Raw genomic sequence first — 20052 nt, 5'->3', positions numbered from 1 at the left:
CACTGCCCCTATCCGTTGTTGTTTGAAGTAAATAACCCGCTCCCACAGAGGAGGCCTATCGCCTGTCATGAGGCCTAGCCCTCCCCCCACGTACTGATCAGCCCATGCAGTCCATGCAAGGGCACAGCCAACCAGCCTGGCCGGTTCTCGGCTTCGTAGATGATTTCGTAGGCGGCTTTTTCCAGGCAGAACAGCTCCAGTGCGGCGCGCTCGCCCTCGGCCTGCTCCCAGGCGTGGGGCATGGCGGCGGTGGCCAGGCCATAGGCTTCGACGAAGGCATGACGCGACTGATGCAGGTACTGCCGGGCAACTCGCTGCCGAGCCTGGCGTGCAGCGTCGGAGAGGTCTACCGCCGAGGCGCTGCGCAAGATCATCGCTGCAGCATAGTCGAAGGAGCGCAACACGCCGCTGACATCCTTGTACGGGCTGTGCTTGGCCCGTCGCTCCTCCAGCGGCCGGGCAGGCTCGCCTTCGAAATCGATCAGGTACGCATCGCCCTGCACCACCAAGACCTGGCCCAGATGCAGGTCGCCGTGCACGCGCATCAGCAGACCGCCTTGGGCCTGGCGGGCCAGGGTGTCGATGTGCTGGGCCAAGCCCTCGCGTTGTTGCGCCAGGTCGTCGACCAGGGCCTGGCTGTCAGGGTCCAGGCTGTCGCGGTGCCGGGCCAACAGGTCCAGGGCGTGGTCCAGTTGCGCGCTGACTTGCGTGCTCCAGCGGGTGCTGTCCTCGGTGGCGCTGGGGCGCGGCGCGAAAGCCTCGTCATCACTGGGTGCGGCCAGCAACAGGTGCATCTCGCCCAGTCGCTGGCCCAGCAACGCGGCAAAGCCTGTGAGTTCCACCAAGGCGTCGGTGTGCGCCTCGGGCTCGACGCTGGCCGGCTCCATCTCGTCGCGCACGGCGCGCTCCAGGGTGTTCTGGGTCCAATCCCAGGCGTCGCCCTGGTTGTTCAGATAGCCTTGGGCAATCATCAGCAGATGCGGCGTGCCTTGATCATCGACCCGGCTGACCCAGCCGAGCAACGGCGAAATGTTGGCAAAGCCGGCGGCCGTCAAATACGCGCTCATCTCGAGCTCCGGATGAATGCCTGGATTGACCCGGCGGATCAGCTTGAGCACCAGGCTGCCGCCCACCACCACCGAGCTGTTGGACTGCTCGGCGCTCAGGTAACGCACTTCGCTTTCTTCATTGAGCGCAAGGCTGGCCAGTTGTTCGGTGCAGTCGAAACGCAGTTCGCCCGTACCACACGGCAGACGCGTGCGGGCCTGGCAGTTGCTGAGCACGGCGCGAATGAACGGTTCGAGCACGAAGGCGTCGGTGATCAGCCCCACCTGGCGGCCACGGCGCACCCGCGAAAGCGCCAGCTGCTGGGGCAAGGCGCTGTTGATCTGCTCTTCGGGCAGCAGGCCGAACGGCAGCTGGTAATGCTGCACCACACCCTCGCTGTGCACCTGCAGCTCACTGAGCAGCACCGGCGTGGTGGCGGTGGCCAGACGTACGCCATAGTTCAGGCGCACCTGATCGATCGGCCCCTGCTTGCCGGCGAACCAGCGCCGCTTGGGCAGGTACTGGGGCAAGATGGTGGTTTCCAGGGTCTCGCTCGAGGGTGCGTCGAGCAGTTCCTCCATGCGCTTGCGCAGCACGAGGGTGGTCAGCTCCGGCAAACCTTCGCTCGGCTCGATGTGCCAGCTGGGCATGCGATCACGCGAAGCCAGCAGGAACCAGTAGAAACCATAGGGCGGCAGGGTGAGCAGGAACGGCAACTGGCCGATGGGCGGGAAGGCACTACCGCCGAGCATCTCCACCGGTACTTTGTCGGCGTAGGCCGACAGCTCCAGCTCGGCAGCCTGGGCCGCACGCGAAACGTTGGCCACGCACAGAACGATCTCGGTGTTGCCCTCACCATCGGTGTACTCGCGCAAGTAGGCGAGGATGCGTCGATTGCTGGGGGTGAGCATTTTCAGGGTGCCACGGCCAAAGGCTTTTTGCTGCTTGCGCACGGCGAGCAGGCGGCGGTTCCAGTTGAGCAGCGAATGCGGATCGTGGGACTGGGCCTCGACGTTGACGGTCTGGTAGCCATAGAGCGGGTCCATGATCGGCGGTAGCACCAGGCGCTGCGGGTCGGCGCGGGAGAATCCGCCGTTGCGGTCCGGCGACCACTGCATGGGCGTGCGCACGCCATCGCGGTCGCCCAGGTAGATGTTGTCGCCCATGCCCAATTCATCGCCGTAGTACAGGGTCGGAGTGCCAGGCATCGACAGCAACAGACTGGTGAGCAGTTCGATACGCCGACGGTCACGCTGCAGCAGCGGCGCCAGGCGACGGCGGATGCCAAGGTTGATGCGGGCGCGGCGGTCCTCGGCATAGTAGTTCCACAGGTAGTCACGTTCGCGGTCGGTGACCATTTCCAGGGTGAGTTCATCGTGGTTGCGCAGGAAGATCGCCCATTGGCAGTTGGCGGGGATTTCCGGGGTCTGGCGCAGGATGTCGGTGATCGGGAAGCGGTCTTCCATGGCCAGGGCCATGTACATGCGCGGCATCAGCGGGAAGTGGAACGCCATGTGGCATTCGTCGCCATCGCCCTCGCCGAAATAGGGGCGGGTGTCCTCGGGCCATTGGTTGGCCTCGGCCAGGAGCATGCGGTCGGGGTAGTTGGCGTCGATCTCGGCACGGATCGCCTTGAGTACCGCGTGGGTTTCGGGGAGGTTCTCGTTGTTGGTGCCGTCGCGCTCGATCAGGTAGGGGATCGCATCCAGGCGCAGGCCGTCGACGCCAAGATCGAGCCAAAAGCGCATGACGCCGATCACGGCCTTCATCACTTGCGGGTTGTCGAAGTTCAGGTCCGGCTGGTGCGAATAGAAACGGTGCCAGAAGTACTGGCCGGCGACCGGATCCCACGTCCAGTTGGACTTTTCGGTGTCCAGGAAGATGATCCGCGTACCGTCGTATTTCTGGTCGGTGTCCGACCACACGTAGAAGTCCCGCGCCTTGCTCCCAGGTTTGGCGTGGCGGGCGCGCTGGAACCAAGGGTGCTGGTCGCTGGTGTGGTTGATGACCAGCTCGGTGATCACCCGCAGGCCGCGTTTGTGAGCCTCGGCGATGAAGCGCCGGGCATCGGCCAGAGTGCCGTAGTCGCTGTGCACGGCCTTGTACTCGGCGATGTCGTAGCCGTCATCGCGCCGTGGCGAGGGGTAGAACGGCAGCAGCCACAGTGTGTTGACGCCCAGCTCGGCGATGTAGTCGAGCTTGCCGATCAGCCCGGCGAAATCACCGATGCCGTCATTGTTCGAGTCGAAGAAGGACTTGATGTGCAGCTGGTAGATCACTGCGTCCTTGTACCACAGCGGGTCGTCGATGAAGGCTTGTGGGCGGGAACGCTTGGCCATGGGCGACTCCTTTCAATTCGATTTCAGCGTGCAACGGTGTTGTCCGGTAGCGCTAAGACCTGTGGGAGGGGTTTACCCCACTGACGCATTCGCGGGTAAACCCGCTCCCACAGGGGACGCCGTTCTAACGGGCTTTTTCGATTCGCCAGATGCCGAACGGCAGGTGCCAGGGTTCGATGCGCATCCACTGGGTCTTGCCGTGCCAGGTCCAACGGTGGCCATTCATCAGGTCTTCGCCGAGGGTGTCGGCGTTGTCGTCCAGGCCCAGCTCCCACAGCGGCAGTTCGAAGTGCGCCTCTTGAGCGTTGTGCGGATCGAGGCTGATCGCCACCAGGATGTAGTTGTCCCGTTCCGGCGTGCGTTTGGCGAAATACAGGATGTTGTCGTTCCAGCAGTTGAAGAATGCGACGCCCAGGTGGGTCTGCAGGGCGCGGTTCTGCCGGCGGATACGGTTGAGCTGGGCGATCTCGGCGATGATGTTGCCGGGTTGGGTGAAGTCCCGCGGGCGGATTTCGTACTTCTCCGAATCCAGGTATTCCTCTTTGCCCGGCAACGGCGTGCCCTCGCACAACTCGAAACCCGAATACATGCCCCACAGCCCGGACCCCATGGTCGCCAGGGCAGCGCGAATCAAGAACCCCGCGCGTCCGGAGGTCTGCAGGAAATAGGGGTTGATGTCCGGCGTGTTGACGAAGAAGTTCGGCCGGTAGCAGTGGCACCAGGGCGGCTGGTTGAGTTCGAGGAAGTATTCGCGCAGCTCCTGCTTGGTGTTGCGCCAGGTGAAATAGGTGTAGCTCTGGGCATAGCCGACCTTGCCCAGGCGGGCCATCATCGCCGGGCGGGTGAAGGCCTCGGCGAGAAAGATCACATCGGGGTAGCGGCTGCGAACATTGGCGATCAGCCATTGCCAGAACGGCAACGGCTTGGTGTGCGGGTTGTCGACACGGAAGGTGCGCACGCCCTCCTCGACCCAGCCGATCACCACGTCACGCAGGGCCAACCACAGGGAGGGCACGGCCTCGGCGGCATAGAAGTCGACGTTGACGATGTCCTGGTACTTTTTCGGTGGGTTCTCGGCGTAGCGGATGGTGCCATCCGGGCGCCAGCTGAACCAGCCGGGATGCTCGGTCAGCCAGGGGTGATCCTGGGAGCACTGGATGGCGAAATCCAAAGCGATTTCCAGCCCATGTTCTGCGGCGGCGGCGACCAGGCGGCGAAAATCCTCGCGGCTGCCCAACTGCGGATGGATAGCATCGTGGCCACCTTCGGGGCTACCGATTGCATAAGGACTGCCTGGGTCTCCCGGCTCGGCCTGCAGGGCATTGTTGCGGCCTTTGCGGTGCTTGGTGCCGATGGGGTGGATCGGCGGAAAGTACAGCACGTCGAAGCCCATGTCGCGGATCATCGGCAGGCGCTGGTGCACGTCGTTGAAGGTGCCGTGACGCTCGGCGCTGTCGGTGATCGAACGCGGAAAGAGTTCGTACCAACTGGCGAACAGCGCCTGCTCGCGGTCCACATCCACCGGGAACTCTGCGCTGCGGGTGAGGTAACTGCGGTGCTCGGCATCGACCATGAGCGCCGCGGTGCCCGGCTCGAGCAACAGTGCCACCTGATCATCGGTGGCGAGCGTCGGCAGGCGTTGCTGGAGCTGCTCGAGTTGCCCACGCAGTTGGCCGTTGCTGCGCTCGGCGCCCTTGCCCAGCAGCAGCCTGCCCTCCTCCAGCTCGAGCGTGACGTCGACACCGGCGTGGTACTTCTTCTCGAGGTCGTGGCAGTAGGTGGCGAAGGGGTCGATCCAGGCCTCGATGCTGAACAGGTGAAGGCCCAGTTCGAGCGGCGTGAATTCGGCCAGCCACAGGTCGTTGCCAGGCGAGTGCATGGGCACGGTATGCCAGCGGCGGCTGTGGGCCTGGCGCCAGTGCAGGACCACCGCCAAGCGGTCATGGCCGTCGCTGTAGACTTTGCTGCTCACCGCCACGCGCTGGCCTCGTACCGCCTTGGTGGCGAAGGTGCCAGCGTCGAGCACCGGTTGCGTATCTTCGACCACGATCCGCGGCGCCAGCAACGCCTGGGACAGGCTGATGGCCTGGTCCGGGTGATCATTGGCCATGGGCACGCTGTCGAACGGCTCATTTCCTGACATCGAACCTTGCTCCCTTTTGCGGTGGCGGTAAGGGTTCAGAGCCGTGGGCGCTGCCTGGGGTTCAAAAAAAATGAGCGAACGGTGCAGGGCCAAGTCAAAGCCTGCAAAGACGCTTGAATCCCAAAGGAGGCCTGGCCATGAACATTCCCATTCCACCGGAGACGCCCGACCCGAACATCGACGACCCTACCCTGCCGCCGGGCGTGCCAGAGGAGGAGCCGGACGAGCTGCCGATCAAGCCGACCGTGCCGCCGACCGTGGGGGATCCGCCGAGCGAGGAGCCACCGGTGAAAGGCAAAGGATAGACAAGGACCGTGACAAGCACGGGATGGACAGTGGGAGCGGCAGCGAAACTGCCGCCCCTTTCGCAGGTAAGCCCGCTTGTGTCTTCGCAAGCGCGTTTTTTGTGGGAGCGGGTTTACACGCGAAGGTCACCGCAGCAAGACCATGACTCCCTCGCAACCAGGTGATACCGAGGACTGTTCAGAGATTGATCTCGGCGATGCTGATCTCGCGCATGCGGAACTTCTGCACCTTCCCGGTCACCGTCATCGGGAATTCCTCGACGAAGCGATAATGACGCGGCACCTTGAAATGCGCGATACGCGCCTTGCACCAACCCTGTAGCTCCTCGGCCGTGGCGCTGTGCCCGGGGTGCAGCTTGATCCAGGCCACTACCTCCTCGCCATAGCGGCTGCAGGGAATGCCGATCACCTGGGCATCGGCGACCGCCGGGTGGGTATAGAAGAACTCCTCCAGCTCGCGCGGGTAGATGTTCTCGCCTCCGCGGATAATCATGTCTTTGTTGCGCCCGACGATGCGCACATAGCCCTGCTCATCCATTACCGCCAGATCACCCGAATGCATCCAGCCAGCCGGGTCGATGGCATCCTGGGTGGCTTGCGGGTTGTTCCAGTAGCCGAGCATCACGCTGTAGCCGCGAGTGCACAGCTCGCCGATTTCGCCACGCGGGACGATGTTGCCGTGCTCATCCACCAGCTTGCTTTCCAGTTGTGGCTGGGTACGCCCGACCGTGGTCACGCGCAGCTCCAGCTCGTCGTCAGGACCGGTCTGCAACGACACCGGGCTGGTCTCGGTCATGCCGTAGGCGATCTGCACTTGGGCCATGTGCATCTGCCCGATCACCCGGCGCATTACCTCGATCGGGCAGGTGGCCCCGGCCATGATGCCGCTGCGCAGGCTGGAGAGGTCCAGCTCGGCGCGACCGGGGTGGTCAAGCATGGCGATGAACATGGTCGGCACGCCGTAGAGAATGCTGGCGCGCTCCTCGGCCACGGCGTGCAGGGTCAGGCCGGGGTCGAAGGCATCGTTGGGATAGATCATGGTGCTGCCATGGGTAACGCAGCCCAGGTTGGCCATGACCATGCCGAAGCAGTGGTACAACGGCACCGGGATGACCATGCGGTCCTGTGCCGTCAGGCCCAGGCTTTCACCAACCATGTAGCCGTTGTTGAGGATGTTGTAGTGGCTGAGCGTGGCGCCTTTGGGCGCGCCGGTGGTGCCGGAGGTGTACTGGATGTTTACCGGCTGGTCGAATTGCAGGCTGCGCTGGCGGGCGTCGAAGGCCGCAAGGTCGGTTTGCCCTGCCCGCTCGATCAGCCGAGTCCAAGGCAGGAAACCGGCCGGCGGGTTGACGGCCAGGCTAATCACCCCGCGCAGCGCCGGCAGCCGCTCGCTGGCCAGTTGGCCGGGCGCGTCGGTGCGCAGTTCTGGGGCCAGGTCCAGCAGCATGGCGTGGTAGTCAGAGGTCTTGAAGGCGTCGGCGCACACCAGCCAGCTGCAGCCTGACTGGCGCAGTACGTATTCCAGTTCACCGACCCGGTAGGCCGGGTTGATGTTGACCAGGATAGCGCCGACTTTGGCGCTGGCCAGTTGCAGGATGCACCACTGAGCACAGTTGGGCGCCCAGATCCCGACCCGGTCGCCGACCTGCACACCCAACGCCATCAGTGCCCGGGCGTGCTCATCGACAGTCTCGGCCAGCTGCCGCCAGCTGTAGCGCTGTCCTTGGTGGCGAACGACCAGGGCTTCGCCGTCGGGATAGCGAGCCACAGTCGCATCGAAGGCCTGGCCGATGGTCAGGGTCAACAACGGGCGGTCCTGGCGACCGCGGGTGTAGCTTGGTTGACTCATGGATGTCCCTTCTTGTGTTTGTTCTGGGCATGACTGAAGCAAGCGACGCTACTCTGGCGCAGATTTACGTTAACGTAAAGGTCACGAGCTGATTGACACCCTCAGTCAGCAGGTTTACGTTAACGTAAAGGTGAAAAATGACAACCGGCTTGTCGGCGTGACACCCATCCCGTGGGAGCGGTGGATAGCCCTTGAGCTACGGTGTAACCCAACGTCAATAACAAGAAGGTGCCCTCCGCATGCATTACCCCACCCTGAACTTCGCTTTGGGCGAAACCATCGACATGCTCCGCGACCAGGTGCGCACCTTCGTTGCCGCCGAACTGGCCCCCCGCGCGGCTCAGATCGACCAGGACAACCTGTTCCCGGCCGACATGTGGCGTAAGTTCGGCGACATGGGCCTGCTGGGTATCACCGTGCCAGAGCAATACGGCGGCGCCGGCCTGGGTTATCTGGCCCACGTGGTGTCGATGGAAGAAATCAGCCGCGGCTCGGCCTCGGTGGCCCTGTCCTATGGCGCCCACTCCAACCTGTGCGTCAACCAGATCAACCGCAACGGCACCCATGAGCAAAAGCTCAAGTACCTGCCTAAGCTGATCAGCGGCGAGCACATCGGCGCCCTGGCCATGAGCGAGCCCAACGCCGGCTCCGATGTGGTATCGATGAAGCTGCGCGCCGAGAAGCGCGGCGATCACTACGTACTCAATGGCAGCAAGACCTGGATCACCAACGGCCCTGACGCCAACACCTATGTGATCTACGCCAAGACCGACCTGGACAAGGGCCCCCATGGCATCACCGCGTTCATCGTCGAGCGCGACTGGAAAGGCTTCTCGCGCAGCAACAAGTTCGACAAGCTCGGCATGCGCGGCTCCAATACCTGCGAGCTGTTCTTCGATGGTGTGGAAGTCCCGGAGGAAAACATCCTCGGCCAGCTCAACGGCGGCGTGCGTGTGCTGATGAGCGGCCTGGACTACGAGCGCGTAGTCCTCTCCGGCGGCCCGACCGGCATCATGCAAGCCTGCATGGACCTGGTGGTGCCCTATATCCATGACCGCAAGCAGTTCGGCCAGAGCATCGGCGAGTTCCAGCTGATCCAGGGCAAGATCGCCGACATGTACACCCAGCTCAACGCCAGCCGCGCCTACCTGTATGCCGTGGCCCAGGCCTGCGACCGCGGCGAGACCACCCGCAAGGATGCCGCCGGGGTGATCCTCTATACCGCCGAACGCGCGACTCAGATGGCCCTGGAGGCGATCCAGATCCTCGGTGGCAATGGCTATATCAATGAATTCCCGGCAGGTCGACTGCTGCGCGACGCCAAGCTGTACGAAATCGGTGCTGGCACCAGCGAGATCCGCCGGATGCTCATCGGTCGCGAACTGTTCAACGAAACCCGCTGAAGCAGCTTCAAGCAGCAAGACAAACAGCGATGCGCGCTTGCAGTCACAACACTGAACATTCTTGCAGCTTGAAGCTTGAGGCTTGATTCTGCGCGAGGAGTCATGATGATCCTGAAGTCACAGTTGAACGTTAAATCACCAGAGTTCGCGCAGAACTGGAGCGCCATGGCGGCCCAGGTCCAGGCTCTGCGCACCCTGCTCGCCCAGGTCAACCAAGGCGGCGGCCCCAAGGCCCAGGAGCGGCATACTTCGCGAGGCAAACTGTTGCCACGCGAGCGCATCGATCGCCTGCTCGACCCAGGCTCGCCCTTCCTCGAGATCGGCCAGTTGGCCGCCCATGAGGTCTACGGCGAAGACGTACCCGCCGCGGGCGTGATCGCCGGCATCGGTCGTATCGAAGGGGTCGAGTGCATGATCGTAGCCAACGACGCCACGGTCAAAGGCGGCTCCTATTACCCGCTGACGGTGAAAAAACACCTGCGCGCCCAGACCATCGCATTGCAGAACCGCCTGCCCTGCATCTACCTGGTGGACTCCGGCGGCGCCAACCTGCCCCGCCAGGACGAGGTCTTCCCGGACCGCGAGCACTTCGGACGGATTTTCTTCAACCAGGCCAACATGAGCGCGCAAGGTATCCCGCAGATCGCCGTGGTCATGGGCTCGTGCACCGCAGGCGGCGCCTATGTACCGGCCATGGCCGACGAAGCGATCATGGTGCGCCAGCAGGCGACGATCTTCCTCGCAGGCCCCCCTTTGGTGAAGGCTGCCACCGGTGAGGTGGTCAGCGCCGAAGACCTGGGAGGCGCCGACGTGCATTGCCGCACCAGCGGCGTGGCCGACCACTACGCCGACAACGATGAACATGCCCTGGCCTTGGCCCGGCGCAGCGTGGCCAATCTCAACTGGCGCAAGCTCGGCCACGTGCAGCGCCAGGCACCGATCGCCCCGCTGTACGACGCCCAGGAGCTGTACGGCGTTGTCCCCGCCGATGCCAAGCAACCATTCGACGTGCGCGAAGTTATCGCACGTCTGGTCGATGGTTCGGTGTTCGATGAGTTCAAGGCCTTGTTCGGTACCACACTTGTGTGCGGCTTCGCCCACCTGCATGGCTACCCGGTGGCGATCCTGGCCAACAACGGCATCCTCTTTGCCGAGGCCGCGCAAAAAGGTGCGCACTTCATCGAGCTGGCCTGCCAACGCGGCATCCCGCTGCTGTTCCTGCAGAACATCACAGGCTTCATGGTCGGCAAGAAGTATGAAGAAGGCGGCATCGCCAAGCATGGCGCCAAGCTGGTGACCGCGGTGGCCTGTGCCCAAGTGCCGAAGTTCACCGTGATCATTGGCGGCAGCTTCGGTGCCGGCAACTACGGCATGTGCGGTCGCGCCTACGACCCGCGCTTCTTGTGGATGTGGCCCAACGCACGCATCGGCGTGATGGGGGCCGAGCAAGCTGCTGGCGTACTGGCCCAGGTCAAGCGCGAACAGAGCGAACGCGCCGGTACGGCTTTCAGCGCCGAGGAAGAGGCCAAGCTCAAACAGCCGATCCTCGACCAGTACGAACGCCAGGGCCACCCCTACTACTCCAGCGCACGGCTATGGGACGACGGCGTCATCGACCCGGCGCAGACCCGCGATGTGCTCGGCCTGGCGTTGTCCGCCGCGCTGAACGCCCCGATCGAACAGAGCCGCTTCGGCATTTTCCGGATGTGACCATGAACGATTTCAGCACCCTGGAAGTCATCAAGGACCCTCGCGGCTTCGCCACCTTGTGGCTGAGCCGCGAAGACAAGAACAATGCCTTCAACGCGCAGATGATCCGCGAACTGATCGTCGCCCTGGACCAGCTCGCCGAGGACGCCAGCCTGCGCTTTGTGCTGCTGCGCGGCCGCGGCCAGCATTTCAGCGCAGGTGCCGATCTGGCCTGGATGCAACAATCGGCACAGCTGGACTTCAACACCAATCTGGACGACGCCCGTGAGCTGGGCGAGTTGATGTACGCCCTGCACCGGCTCAAGGCTCCAACCCTGGCGGTGGTGCAAGGCGCAGCTTTCGGTGGTGCCCTGGGCCTGATCAGTTGCTGCGACATGGCCATCGGCGCCGAGGACGCACAACTGTGCCTCTCGGAAGTGCGCATCGGCCTCGCGCCAGCGGTGATCAGCCCGTTCGTGGTCAAGGCCATCGGCGAGCGCGCCGCCCGCCGCTATGCCCTGACCGCCGAGCGCTTCAGCGGCGTGCGCGCCCGTGAGCTGGGTTTGCTGGCCGAGGTCTACCCGGCCAACGAGCTGGACGCTCAGGTCGAGGCCTGGGTCGACAACCTGCTGCTCAACAGCCCCCAGGCCCTACGCGCCACCAAGGATCTGCTGCGCGAAGTCGACGACGGCGAGCTGAGCCCGGCCCTGCGCCGCTACTGCGAAAACACCATCGCCCGCATCCGCGTCAGCCCGGAAGGCCAGGAGGGCCTGCGCGCCTTCCTGGAAAAACGCCGCCCCGCCTGGCAAGTCAACGAGAAGGAACCGCGCCCATGAGCCGTCCCACCCTGACCACCCTGCTGGTCGCCAACCGCGGCGAGATCGCCTGCCGGATCATGCGCACCGCCAAAGCCATGGGCCTGACCACGGTCGCCGTGCACAGCGCCACCGACCGCGATGCCCGCCACAGTCGCGAGGCAGATATTCGCATCGACCTGGGCGGCACCAAGGCTGCCGAAAGCTACCTGGTGATCGACAAACTCATCGCCGCCGCCAAGGCCAGCGGCGCCCAGGCCATTCACCCAGGCTATGGCTTCCTCTCGGAGAACGCAGGCTTCGCCCGCGCCGTCGAGCAGGCCGGCCTGATCTTCCTCGGCCCACCGGCCAGCGCTATCGATGCCATGGGCAGCAAGTCGGCGGCCAAGGCGCTGATGGAAAGCGCCGGCGTGCCGCTCGTGCCCGGCTACCACGGCGATGCCCAAGACCTGGAAACCTTCCGCGCCGCCGCCGAGCGCATCGGCTATCCGGTACTGCTCAAGGCCAGTGCCGGCGGTGGCGGCAAAGGCATGAAAGTGGTCGAGGAAGAAAGCCAACTGGCCGACGCCCTGGCCTCGGCGCAGCGCGAGGCGCAATCGTCGTTCGGCGATGCGCGCATGCTGGTGGAAAAGTACGTGCTCAAGCCGCGTCATGTGGAAATCCAGGTGTTCGCCGACCAGCACGGCAATTGCCTGTACCTCAACGAGCGCGACTGCTCGATCCAGCGCCGTCATCAGAAAGTTGTCGAAGAAGCCCCCGCCCCAGGCCTGTCGCCTGAGCTGCGTCGGGCCATGGGCGAGGCGGCGGTGCGCGCCGCTCAGGCCATCGGCTATGTCGGTGCCGGTACCGTGGAATTCCTGCTCGATGCCCGTGGCGAGTTCTTCTTCATGGAGATGAACACCCGCCTGCAAGTCGAGCACCCGGTCACCGAAGCCATCACCGGCCTGGACTTGGTGGCCTGGCAGATCCGCGTGGCCTGTGGCGAACCTCTGCCGATCACCCAGGCTCAGGTGCCACTGATCGGTCATGCCATCGAGGTGCGGCTGTATGCCGAAGACCCCGCCAACGAGTTCCTGCCGGCCACCGGCACCCTTGCGCTGTACCGCGAATCGGCCCCAGGCGAAGGCCGCCGAGTGGACAGCGGCGTGAGCGAGGGGGATGCCGTCTCGCCGTTCTACGACCCCATGCTGGGCAAGCTGATCGCCTGGGGCGAAGACCGCGAACAGGCCCGTCTGCGCCTGCTGGCCATGCTCGACGAGTTCGCCATCGGCGGATTGAAGACCAATATCGACTTCCTTCGCCGCATCCTGGCGCACCCGGCCTTCGCGGCGGCCGAACTGGACACGGGCTTCATTCCACGCCACCAGGCCGAGCTGCTGCCGGCCCCCGCTGCCTTGCCTGCGGCGTTCTGGCAAGCCGCCGCCGAGGCCTGGTTGCAGGGCAGTCCCACGCACCAGCGTCAGGACGATCCCGGCTCGCCCTGGGCCCGGCATGACGGCCTGCGCCTGGGCCTGCCGGCGCGTAGCAGCCTGCATCTGAGCAGTGGCGGACAGGACCAGGCCGTGGCGCTGGAATCCAGCGCTCCTTCCGCCTGGCAACTTCAGGGCGAGCAGCTGTGCCATGAGCAGGACGGCCTGCGTCGCCGCTACCTGGCCATACGCCGAGGTGACGCGCTGTATCTGCAATGGAATGGCGAAATGCATAGGGTCAACGCCTTCGACCCGATCGCCGAGGCCGAAGCCAGCCATAGCCATCAAGGCGGCCTGAGCGCCCCCATGAACGGCAGTATCGTACGTGTGCTGGTGGAGCCGGGCCAGGCCGTGGAGGCTGGCACCGCGCTGATGGTGCTCGAAGCGATGAAGATGGAACACAGCATCCGCGCACCGCATGACGGCACGGTCAAGGCGCTGTTTTGTCAGGAGGGTGACATGGTCAGCGAAGGGGCGGTGCTGGTGGAATTGGCTGAGTAAACACAAAGGGGCCGCTGCGCGATGAATTGCGCAGCGGCCCCTGCCGATCAGAACTTGCCGTGCACGCGAACCACGACGCCGAGAAACTCGCAGCCCTCTTCGCACAGCACTGTGGGATACCGGGTATTGAGCGGCCTGAGCATCCGCTCTCCGCCTTCTTCGATCAATTGCCTCAACACCGCGGCCTTGCCCGGCTGACGAGCGATCACCAGCTTTCCAGGCGCCACCTCAAGCCCCGTATCCACGAGGATGAGCATTCCCTGGGGCACACTCACACCGCTTGCGGCATTCATCGAATCGTTTTCAACCGGCAGCCAGAATGCATTACCGGCTGGCATGTAGTCACTCTGCTCGTGCACTTCGGCGGTTTCGGGCAATTTGCCCTGTAGATCGCTCCAGGCCAGTACCGGAAGCCGAAAACTGGCATAGCGCAACGCTTCGCCCGATATTGGCCGCCCTGGCGCGTAGACCCCAGGTGCTTCACGCAACAGGTTGCGCTCCACCACCATGACTTGGGCTTGCAGATACACCAGCCCGAGTTTTTCCAGTTTTTCGTTGATGGTCGCCAGCGTGGGTTTTCGGGTACCGCGCAACCAATGGCCTACGCCGCCCTGGGTCATGCCCAGACGTTCAGCGAGTTTGAGCTGGTTGAGCTTGTGTTCACGCTTGTAGCGCGCAAGAAATTCGTTCCAGTTTTCCATGGCGGAGAACAATACGGACTGCATCTGCCGCATCAATACACATCCTGAATTATCTTCAATGAGATAAATAATACACACTGACCTATGCTGCGTATTCACCACTCCCAAGTGAATATCAACAGGTATCAGGATGAAACCATCGAAAAACGACGAAACAGATCTCGACAGCGAAGCAGCCCGCCGCGCCCTGGACTACTACCTTAATCCCACGCCGCCCCGCCCCAATCTGGACAACAAGATCTGGACGCTACATGAAGGCGTAAGCGCCGCACAGGCCCGGGATCATGCCCTGGCGCTGTTGCGCTGCGCGGCGGCCACCGCGCACGAAACAGCCACTCACCAGCCCCAGGGCATGACCCGGGAGGTGATGTTCGCATTGATGCACATGATGAACATGGCCAGGGCGTTGCTGGAGCACGAGCAAGCGTCAGGAAAGACCGAGAGATGAGCAAGACGTGATGGCCGACGAGCGGTGAAGAGCCCGTATTCCGGCTATCAGGGAGCCGCCCGGTAATATTTTTTTACCAGGAAGGGGAAAATTCATTTGACTGTCAAATGATAACGATTATTATTGCACTCAGCTGGTCGCGAGACCTGCTGGATAACCTGGAAGCCCTTAGGTCGGACTCTCAGATTATCTCCTCATCAGGCTAATCACGGTTTTTGACCCGGCTTTTTGCCGGGTCATTTTTTTGGCTCTTCAGGCTAATGAAGATCGGTACCGCTTGATGGCCGCGAGGATAGCAAAGGTATGTCAAATCGTGAACGGGTGTTGCAGCGTTTTACGGAATCAGCACTTGAGAATCAATATCGTTAAGATTAATCTATTCGCGCATCACGGAAGATGCCCCCTACTCCATTTTGAGCAAGGAGCTGTCCATGAACCGTCTATTGCTGCCTCTGGAACATGACACCGCCTTGCAGACGCCAACCGGCGACGCCCTGCTCCATGGCCTGCAGCGCTTGCCACGGCGCGTGCAACAGGTCTTTCTGCTCAACCGCCTCGACCAGCTGGACCTTGCGAACATCGCCCAGCGTCTCGACCTCCCGCTATTGGCCATCGAGCGCCACCTGAATCAGGCCTTGCAAACCACCTGCACTCCAGGCGACGCCCTCGCTCGCACTGCGGGGCAATGGTACATCCACTTGCAGAACCCCGAGGCCACCGCCTGCGAACGCATCGACTTTCGCCGCTGGCTCGACGCCGCCCCGGAACACCTGCAGGCTTTCCACGAGACCGAACTGCGATGGCGCAGCCTGCTCGCCCCTGCGCGCCAATTGGGCCATGACGGCTGGTACCGCCATGGCCGGGCAGCACTGTCGCTGGGCGGTTGTGCGATCGTGGTCGGGTTGGGTGTGGCAGCCTTGGCCTTGCTCGGCTTCTTGACCTGAATCCCAGGCCATTGGGCAAGCAGTTCTTTCCTACAGGATTTAGTCGCCCAGCCTTCTGGCCAAGCGGTGTACAGTAACGCCACAACAAAGCCACAGGAGTCTGGCAATGACCGTGACGCTGTCCCCGCTGCAGATCGACTGCGATTTCGATTCCGGCAATATCCAGGTACTGGACACCCGCGACCCGAGCCGCGTGCGCTTGGCCATCCGCCCCGATACCAACAGTGGCCATTTCCAGTGGTTCCACTTCAAGGCCAGCGGCCTGACCCCGGGCCAGACCCACCGCTTCAGCCTCGATAACGCCAGCCAGTCCTCCTACAACAAGGCCTGGCACGGCTATCAGGCCGTGGCATCCTATGATCAACAGCACTGGTTTCGCATCCCCAGCCAGTTCGACGGCCAAGCCCTGGTGTTCGAACTTCAAGCCAAGGCTCCGCAGGCCTGGTTCGCCTATTTCGAACCCTACCCCCGCGCCCGCCACAACCAACTGATCGAACGAGCCAAGCAACTGCCGGCCGTCGAGCTGCTGGCCTGCGGTCGTAGCGTGCAAGGCCGCGATATCCCGCTGTTGCGCGCAGGCGACGGCGCACCAGGCAAGCGCAAGCTGTGGCTGATCGCTCAGCAGCACCCTGGCGAGCACATGGCGGAATGGTTCATGGAGGGCGTCATAGACCGCCTGCAAGCCAACGACAGCACCGTCCAGTCACTGCTCGCGGCCGCCGACCTGTACCTGATCCCGAACATGAACCCTGATGGCGCCTTCCTCGGACATCTGCGCACCAACTTCAAGGGCAAGGACCTCAACCGCGCCTGGCAGGACGCCAGCGTCGAGCTCAGCCCCGAGGTCTTCTTCGCCCAGAGCCAGATGAAACAGCACGGGGTGGATGCGTTCATCGATGTGCATGGCGACGAGGAAATCCCACATGTCTTCACCGCCGCCTGCGAAGGCAACCCGGGCTACACGCCCCGCCTGGCGAAGCTAGAGGAGCAGTTCCGCTCCACACTGTGCAGCATCACACGGGACTTCCAGACCGTGCACGGCTATACCCGCGACGAGCCCGGTCAGGCCAACATGACACTGGCCTGCAACGCCGTCGGCCAAGCCTATGATTGCCTTTCACTGACGCTGGAGATGCCGTTCAAGGATCACGACGATGCGCCCAACGCCATTACCGGCTGGTCGGGCGAGCGATCCAAAGCGCTGGCTGGCGCCGTGTTGGAAACCTTGGAGAAGATGGTCAAGGAATTGCGCTGAAGCATTCTGGCCCTATCGCGGGACGAGCCCGCTCCTACAGGGAGCAGCCTTGTGCTTGTTCCGCGATGGCAGCCGGATAAGCGCCACGAGCCTCAATCGCTATACGAGCGAAAGACACTAGAAGACAGTGCGCCAAGGCAAAGAGGAATATCGAGAAGAGATGTGAAGAAATGGCAGGGGCGGCTGGATTCGAACCAACGCATGGCAGGATCAAAACCTGCTGCCTTACCGCTTGGCGACGCCCCTGTATCGGATGCGACGAGTGCATGAGCACTGTCGTTCTGACGGTTCGCTGACAACGACGTTGAGCCGCTGTGCTGGAATGGCCGGCACTATACCAACACTCGATTCACCTGGGAACCCCCGGAATGAAAAAAATTGCCTTAAAACAGCAAGTTAGTCTTCCCCGCTGATTCCTGCCCTGGCCATCCGTCGTATTTTTTGCGCCTCGCTTTAACAACCGCGTGTTCGCCCCTTCCAATCAGGTAAGAAAACCTGCGCATTACAAGGAGGGCGCCATGCCAGTTTCCCACGACCTGTACCAGGACCTGCACTATCCCCGCGAAATCGTCCAGCAACGGCGCCAGCAGGACAAAGAGCTGGACCGGCTGCTGGATGAATATGTGGATATCGACAATCAGGTTTTGGCGGCCGAATCGATCTCGGCAGGCATTGCCGATGACGACGACCTGCGGCGCCTCAAGGAAAGGCGCCTGGCGGTCAAATACATGATAGAGCGACAACTCGAGCGTAAGGCGTGAGCCCTGTGGGGCTGCTTCGCAGTCCCTGCCAGTTGAAGACGGTCGCACCGTGCTCCTTACACGATGCAGAGAGTTGTCAGGCCGCTCATATCCGGAAGCGGCTGAGCAGGCGGTCCTGTTGACTTACATGGTCGACCATCACCGAGCACTGGCTGACTTGCTGCCGCGCACCGCCGGACACTTCCAGGCCGATGTCGCGAATGTTGGTGGTGTTGCGGTTGATCTCTTCGCTGGTGGCGCTCTGCTGCTCGGCAGCAGCGGCGATCTGCAGGTTCATGTCGTTGATGCGGTAGATCGCCTCGCGAATGCGGCCGAGGGTCTCATTGGCCGCATTGGCATCCTCGGCAGTCTTGCTGGCGGCATCACGACTTTGCTGCATGCGCATCTGGGCCTGGCGCACACCCGCTTGCAACTGGTCGATCATCAGGCGGATCTCCTGGGTCGATTGCTGGGTGCGCGAAGCCAGCGAACGCACCTCATCGGCCACCACGGCGAATCCGCGCCCGGACTCCCCGGCACGCGCGGCCTCGATCGCGGCGTTGAGTGCGAGCAGGTTGGTCTGGTCGGCAATGCTGGTGATGACCGAGAGGATCGACTCGATGCTGTGGCTTAGGGTGGACAACTCGTTGATGGCCTGCCCGGTGGTGTTCATTTCCTCGGCCAGGCCGTTGATGGCCCCGGTCGAGCGCAACACCAGCGCCACGCCGCTCTCAGTCTGATCGTGTGCGGCCACCGCGGCTTGGGCAGCGGCCTGGGCATTGCGCGCCACGTCCTCGGCGGTGGAGGCCATTTCGTTCATGGCGGCGGCGAGTTGATCGAGCTCCTGCAACTGCAATTGCACGCGGCTGGCCGCCTGGTTTGCCTCGTGGGAAGTAGCCGAGGTGCTCTCGCGCACCTGTTGCGAGGTCTGCTGCACATCGCCGATCAACGTCTTGAGGTTGCCCAGGAATTGATTGAACTCCACCGACACCAGCGCCACTTCATCGTTGCCGGACACCGGTAGTTGACGCGTCAGGTCGCCGTTACCACGGTTCATGTCGGCCAGCGAGGCCTTGAGCCGATCCAAGGGTAACAACAAGCGCCGCACTAACAGGCCCAGCACCAGCAGGCTCAGAAGCACACCCAATCCGGTGCCGACTGCCGCTCGCCAGGTCAGTTGATGACTGGCGGCCATGACGATGCCTTCATCCAGTACCACGCCGATGTACCAGTGCATGCCTTGGAGGTTGGACAACGGAATGAACGACACCAGCAAGGACTTGCCATCCACCTCGATCGACTGAAGCTGGCTTTCCAAAGGCGGCTGTGCGCCGCCGAACAACGCGCTGTAGGGCTTGCCGTTGAGCTGGGCATCGGGGTGGGAAATGATGTTGCCGTTCTGGTTCAGCAAGAAGGCATAGCCCGCGCCGCTGAAGTCCAGGGTATTGATGGCCTCGGTGACGGTGTCGAGATGGATATCGCCGCCCAGCACACCGGCAAACCGCCCATCGTCTGTGATTCTGCTGACAGCCGAGATCAACACTTTCCCCGTTGAGGAATCCTGATAGGGCTCGGTCAGCACTGCCTGGCTGCTCCCTTCCCCGGTCGCATACCAAGGACGCGTGCGACCGTCATAACCTGGCTTGGGTTTCCAGGTATCCAGGTCGCCAATGGGTTTGCCATCGACCTGCAGGGCACCGAACACCAGTGCGAACTCCTGCTTCAACAAAGGTGAATCGGTGATGCGCTGGACGGTTTGCTGGCTGACGGGGCTGGCGATGGATTGGACCGTCAAATCCATCAGGTGCAGCTTGCCGTTGAGCCAGTTCTCGATCTGCCTTGCAACGGCCGTGCTTGATTCGAGGATGCTTTCTCCCGCTTGCGTGCGCACCTGGCTGACCTGGGCCAAGGACAACAGGCTGGTGGTGATCAACAACACACAGGCAGCGGCGAGGCTGACCTTGTACCGGATTTTCATCAAGACTCCACGAGAAATCGTTAAGGCGGTGATAACTTTTTCGCGGGTAAACCCAGCCCCACAGCACAAGCACTGCAGAAGCAGGTTCACCCGCGAAAAAGGCAACGCGATTTAGAAGAAGCCCAGCGGATTGATGTCGTAGCTCACCAGCAGGTTCTTGGTCTGCTGGTAGTGGTCGAGCATCATCTTGTGGGTTTCACGGCCGACACCGGACTTCTTGTAGCCCCCGAACGCAGCGTGGGCCGGGTACAGGTGGTAGCAGTTGGTCCATACGCGACCGGCCTTGATGCCGCGGCCCATGCGGTAGGCGCGGTTGATGTCGCGGGTCCATACGCCAGCGCCGAGGCCGAACTCGGTGTCGTTGGCGATCGCCAGGGCTTCGGCTTCGTCCTTGAAGGTGGTGACGCTGACCACCGGGCCGAAGAT

Annotated in this window: 14 protein-coding genes, 1 tRNA gene and 2 pseudogenes; 9 read left to right on the top strand and 8 right to left on the bottom strand. The window is 62.9% G+C overall.

The window, feature by feature from the left end; translation table 11 throughout:
• Positions 1-74 precede the first annotated feature (74 nt).
• Together treS and BLS27_RS09845 are read right to left on the bottom strand one after the other, a co-directional pair.
• Positions 75-3386, bottom strand: coding sequence for a maltose alpha-D-glucosyltransferase (treS, locus tag BLS27_RS09850; RefSeq protein WP_090344426.1), 3312 nt, complete (start codon positions 3384-3386; stop codon positions 75-77).
• Between the two features lie 124 nt (positions 3387-3510).
• Positions 3511-5529, bottom strand: coding sequence for an alpha-1,4-glucan--maltose-1-phosphate maltosyltransferase (locus tag BLS27_RS09845; protein ID WP_090344423.1), 2019 nt, complete (start codon positions 5527-5529; stop codon positions 3511-3513).
• Between the two features lie 137 nt (positions 5530-5666).
• Between BLS27_RS09845 and BLS27_RS23795 the strand changes: the two genes are divergently transcribed.
• The gene (locus tag BLS27_RS23795; RefSeq protein WP_167358084.1) at positions 5667-5834 is read left to right on the top strand and encodes a hypothetical protein; all 168 of its coding nucleotides are present in this window, start codon (positions 5667-5669) and stop codon (positions 5832-5834) included.
• Positions 5835-6012: 178 nt separating this feature from the next.
• On the opposite strand, the gene BLS27_RS09840 is transcribed toward BLS27_RS23795, so the two are convergent.
• Entirely contained in the window at positions 6013-7683 is a 1671-nt protein-coding gene (locus tag BLS27_RS09840; protein WP_090344421.1) for an AMP-binding protein, read from the bottom strand.
• Between the two features lie 239 nt (positions 7684-7922).
• Between BLS27_RS09840 and BLS27_RS09835 the strand changes: the two genes are divergently transcribed.
• The 4 genes from BLS27_RS09835 (at position 7923) to BLS27_RS09820 (ending at position 13560) form a co-directional block, all read left to right on the top strand.
• Positions 7923-9086, top strand: a complete 1164-nt coding sequence (locus tag BLS27_RS09835) for an isovaleryl-CoA dehydrogenase (RefSeq protein WP_090344418.1) — start codon at positions 7923-7925, stop codon at positions 9084-9086.
• A gap of 102 nt (positions 9087-9188) precedes the next feature.
• Positions 9189-10796 (top strand): carboxyl transferase domain-containing protein, encoded by a 1608-nt coding sequence (locus BLS27_RS09830; RefSeq protein WP_043212068.1) that lies wholly within the window; start codon positions 9189-9191, stop codon positions 10794-10796.
• A 2-nt stretch (positions 10797-10798) separates the two neighbouring features.
• Positions 10799-11611 (top strand): gamma-carboxygeranoyl-CoA hydratase, encoded by an 813-nt coding sequence (locus tag BLS27_RS09825; RefSeq protein WP_090344415.1) that lies wholly within the window; start codon positions 10799-10801, stop codon positions 11609-11611.
• Positions 11608-13560, top strand: coding sequence for an acetyl/propionyl/methylcrotonyl-CoA carboxylase subunit alpha (locus BLS27_RS09820; protein WP_043212072.1), 1953 nt, complete (start codon positions 11608-11610; stop codon positions 13558-13560). Before BLS27_RS09825 ends, BLS27_RS09820 begins: the two co-directional genes overlap by 4 nt.
• 47 nt (positions 13561-13607) lie before the next feature.
• On the opposite strand, the gene BLS27_RS09815 is transcribed toward BLS27_RS09820, so the two are convergent.
• Positions 13608-14261: a LexA family protein gene (locus BLS27_RS09815; protein ID WP_043212082.1), complete on the bottom strand. Its 654-nt coding sequence runs from the start codon at positions 14259-14261 to the stop codon at positions 13608-13610.
• A gap of 130 nt (positions 14262-14391) precedes the next feature.
• Between BLS27_RS09815 and BLS27_RS09810 the strand changes: the two genes are divergently transcribed.
• The 3 genes from BLS27_RS09810 (at position 14392) to BLS27_RS09800 (ending at position 16908) form a co-directional block, all read left to right on the top strand.
• Complete coding sequence (locus tag BLS27_RS09810) at positions 14392-14709, top strand: hypothetical protein (RefSeq protein ID WP_043212074.1); 318 nt, start codon at positions 14392-14394, stop codon at positions 14707-14709.
• 431 nt (positions 14710-15140) lie between these two features.
• A complete protein-coding gene (locus BLS27_RS09805) occupies positions 15141-15653 on the top strand; it encodes a DUF4880 domain-containing protein (protein ID WP_090344412.1) in 513 nt (170 codons plus the stop codon).
• A gap of 106 nt (positions 15654-15759) precedes the next feature.
• Positions 15760-16908 carry a M14 family metallopeptidase gene (locus tag BLS27_RS09800; protein WP_043212076.1) on the top strand — a complete coding sequence of 383 codons (1149 nt, stop codon included), beginning with the start codon at positions 15760-15762 and terminating at the stop codon, positions 16906-16908.
• 171 nt (positions 16909-17079) lie between these two features.
• On the opposite strand, the gene BLS27_RS09795 is transcribed toward BLS27_RS09800, so the two are convergent.
• Positions 17080-17154 (bottom strand) — tRNA-Gln (locus BLS27_RS09795).
• A gap of 272 nt (positions 17155-17426) precedes the next feature.
• Here BLS27_RS09795 and BLS27_RS09790 point away from each other — a divergent pair.
• Positions 17427-17669, top strand: coding sequence for a DUF465 domain-containing protein (locus tag BLS27_RS09790; RefSeq protein ID WP_043212077.1), 243 nt, complete (start codon positions 17427-17429; stop codon positions 17667-17669).
• An 85-nt stretch (positions 17670-17754) separates the two neighbouring features.
• Here BLS27_RS09790 and BLS27_RS24195 read toward each other — a convergent pair.
• The 3 genes and pseudogenes from BLS27_RS24195 to BLS27_RS09780 all read right to left on the bottom strand — a co-directional run.
• Positions 17755-18273: pseudogene (locus BLS27_RS24195) on the bottom strand (methyl-accepting chemotaxis protein); the annotation flags it as partial.
• Positions 18274-18612: 339 nt separating this feature from the next.
• Positions 18613-19626, bottom strand: a pseudogene (locus BLS27_RS24190) (HAMP domain-containing protein); the annotation flags it as partial.
• Positions 19627-19737: 111 nt separating this feature from the next.
• On the bottom strand, positions 19738-20052 hold a 315-nt coding region (locus tag BLS27_RS09780; protein ID WP_139205748.1), incomplete at its 5' end, for an aldehyde dehydrogenase family protein.

The sequence above is a fragment of the Pseudomonas guariconensis genome, assembly GCF_900102675.1.
GTDB classification, from domain to species: Bacteria; Pseudomonadota; Gammaproteobacteria; order Pseudomonadales; family Pseudomonadaceae; genus Aquipseudomonas; species Aquipseudomonas guariconensis.
This window is presented reverse-complemented; position numbering and strand designations above follow the sequence as displayed.